This window comes from Mesorhizobium sp. WSM4830, assembly GCF_055811495.1.
In genome coordinates this window covers 1-1,455 of the sequence record NZ_JBVVQI010000081.1, presented here as the reverse complement: position 1 = coordinate 1,455, position 1,455 = coordinate 1, and the positions used below count along the sequence as shown (strand labels likewise).

The 1,455-nt window shown below is 64.8% G+C and carries 1 protein-coding gene; it reads left to right on the top strand.

Annotated elements, in window-relative coordinates; translation table 11 throughout:
* Positions 1-144: 144 nt before the first annotated feature.
* Positions 145-1,446 (top strand): IS4 family transposase, encoded by a 1,302-nt coding sequence (locus AC0L2Y_RS34395; RefSeq protein ID WP_473562309.1) that lies wholly within the window; start codon positions 145-147, stop codon positions 1,444-1,446.
* Positions 1,447-1,455 lie beyond the last annotated feature (9 nt).

The window sequence follows — 1,455 nt, the reverse complement described above, 5'->3', positions numbered from 1 at the left end:
CTATCGCATTCACACATCTGGGTTGCGCTTTGCGGCGAAGCTCGATTCTATTTCGGCGGGAAAGCCGAAGGAGGATTGAATGACCGGAATCGAGTACGGGCTGGGGCGATTTGGTGACCTGCGCCTGGAAAAAGGGGGGCCTGCTTGCATCGGGCGCTGGTGGCGCGGCCTGGATCGTGTATCCGCCGGCTCGGCGGCAAGCGGGCGGCCGAAATGCAGTTTACGCGGTTTTTGCGCAATCCCTCGGTGACGGCGACGGAGATGTCGCTGCATGCCGGAAGACTGACCGGTCGTCGCGCGGCCGGCCGCGATATCGTCGCGGTGCAGGACACGTCGGAACTGGTGCTGGGTTCCCGGCGGGCGCGGGCCGATTATGGCCCGGTCGGCAAGGGCAATGCGGCAGGCTTGCTGCTGCACCCGGTTCTGGCGGTCGAGGCCGGCACGGGAGCCATGCTGGGCCTGGTCTCGATGCAGATATGGAACCGCAGCGCAGAGGAACTGGCGCCGCGGCGCCAGCGGGCGACAGCCAACAAGGAATCGCGGCGCTGGATCGACGCGACCAGGCAGGCCGGCGCGGTTCTGGAAGAGGCGGCCAGCATCACCATGGTGTCGGATCGCGAGAGCGACTTTTACGAACTCTTCGCCGAACGTCCGCACAATGTCGACCTGATCGTGCGGGCCTGCCAGAACCGGCGCATCGAGGCCGCGCAAGAAGAGCCCGGCTTGCTGTTCGCCTTCATCGACGCCCAGCCGGAGCAAAGCCGCTTTGAAGTGACCATCCCCGCCGCGCCCGGGCGACGCGCACGGGATGCCAAGCTGGCAGTGCGTTACGCGCCGGTGACGGTGCGGCGCCCACTCAACGGGGCCGATCCGGCGTTGCCCGAGACCATCGGTTTGACACTGGTCGATGTTCGCGAGGTGTCGAAGCCGAAAAACGGCAACGAGCCGGTGCATTGGCGCTTGCTGACCACCCACGGTGTCGCCACGGTGGCCCAGGCACGCCGTGTCGTCGACCTCTACCGCTCGCGCTGGGTCATCGAAGAGTTCTTCCGCATCCTCAAGACGGCAGGCTTCGATATCGAGGCAGCCGACATCGGCGATCCGCACGCCATGATCAACTTCGTCGCCGCTGCCACGATCGCCGCCGTCACTATCAAGCAGCTCGTGCAGGCTCGCGACGGCAACACCGATCAGCGGCTCAGCGATGCTTTCGATCCCGACGACCGACCCATCCTCGAAGCCGTCTCAGCCAAGCTCGAAGGCAAGACCGAACGACAACGCAATCCTCACCCCAAAGGCTCTCTAGCCTTCGCGGCCTGGGCCATCGCCCGCCTCGGCGGCTGGACAGGCTACTACGGCAAGCCAGGCCCCAAGGTTATGCGCATCGGCCTCGCCGAATTCCACGCCATCAAGTACGGAACCAAACTCAATCTGCAAAATGTGTGAATCCGATAG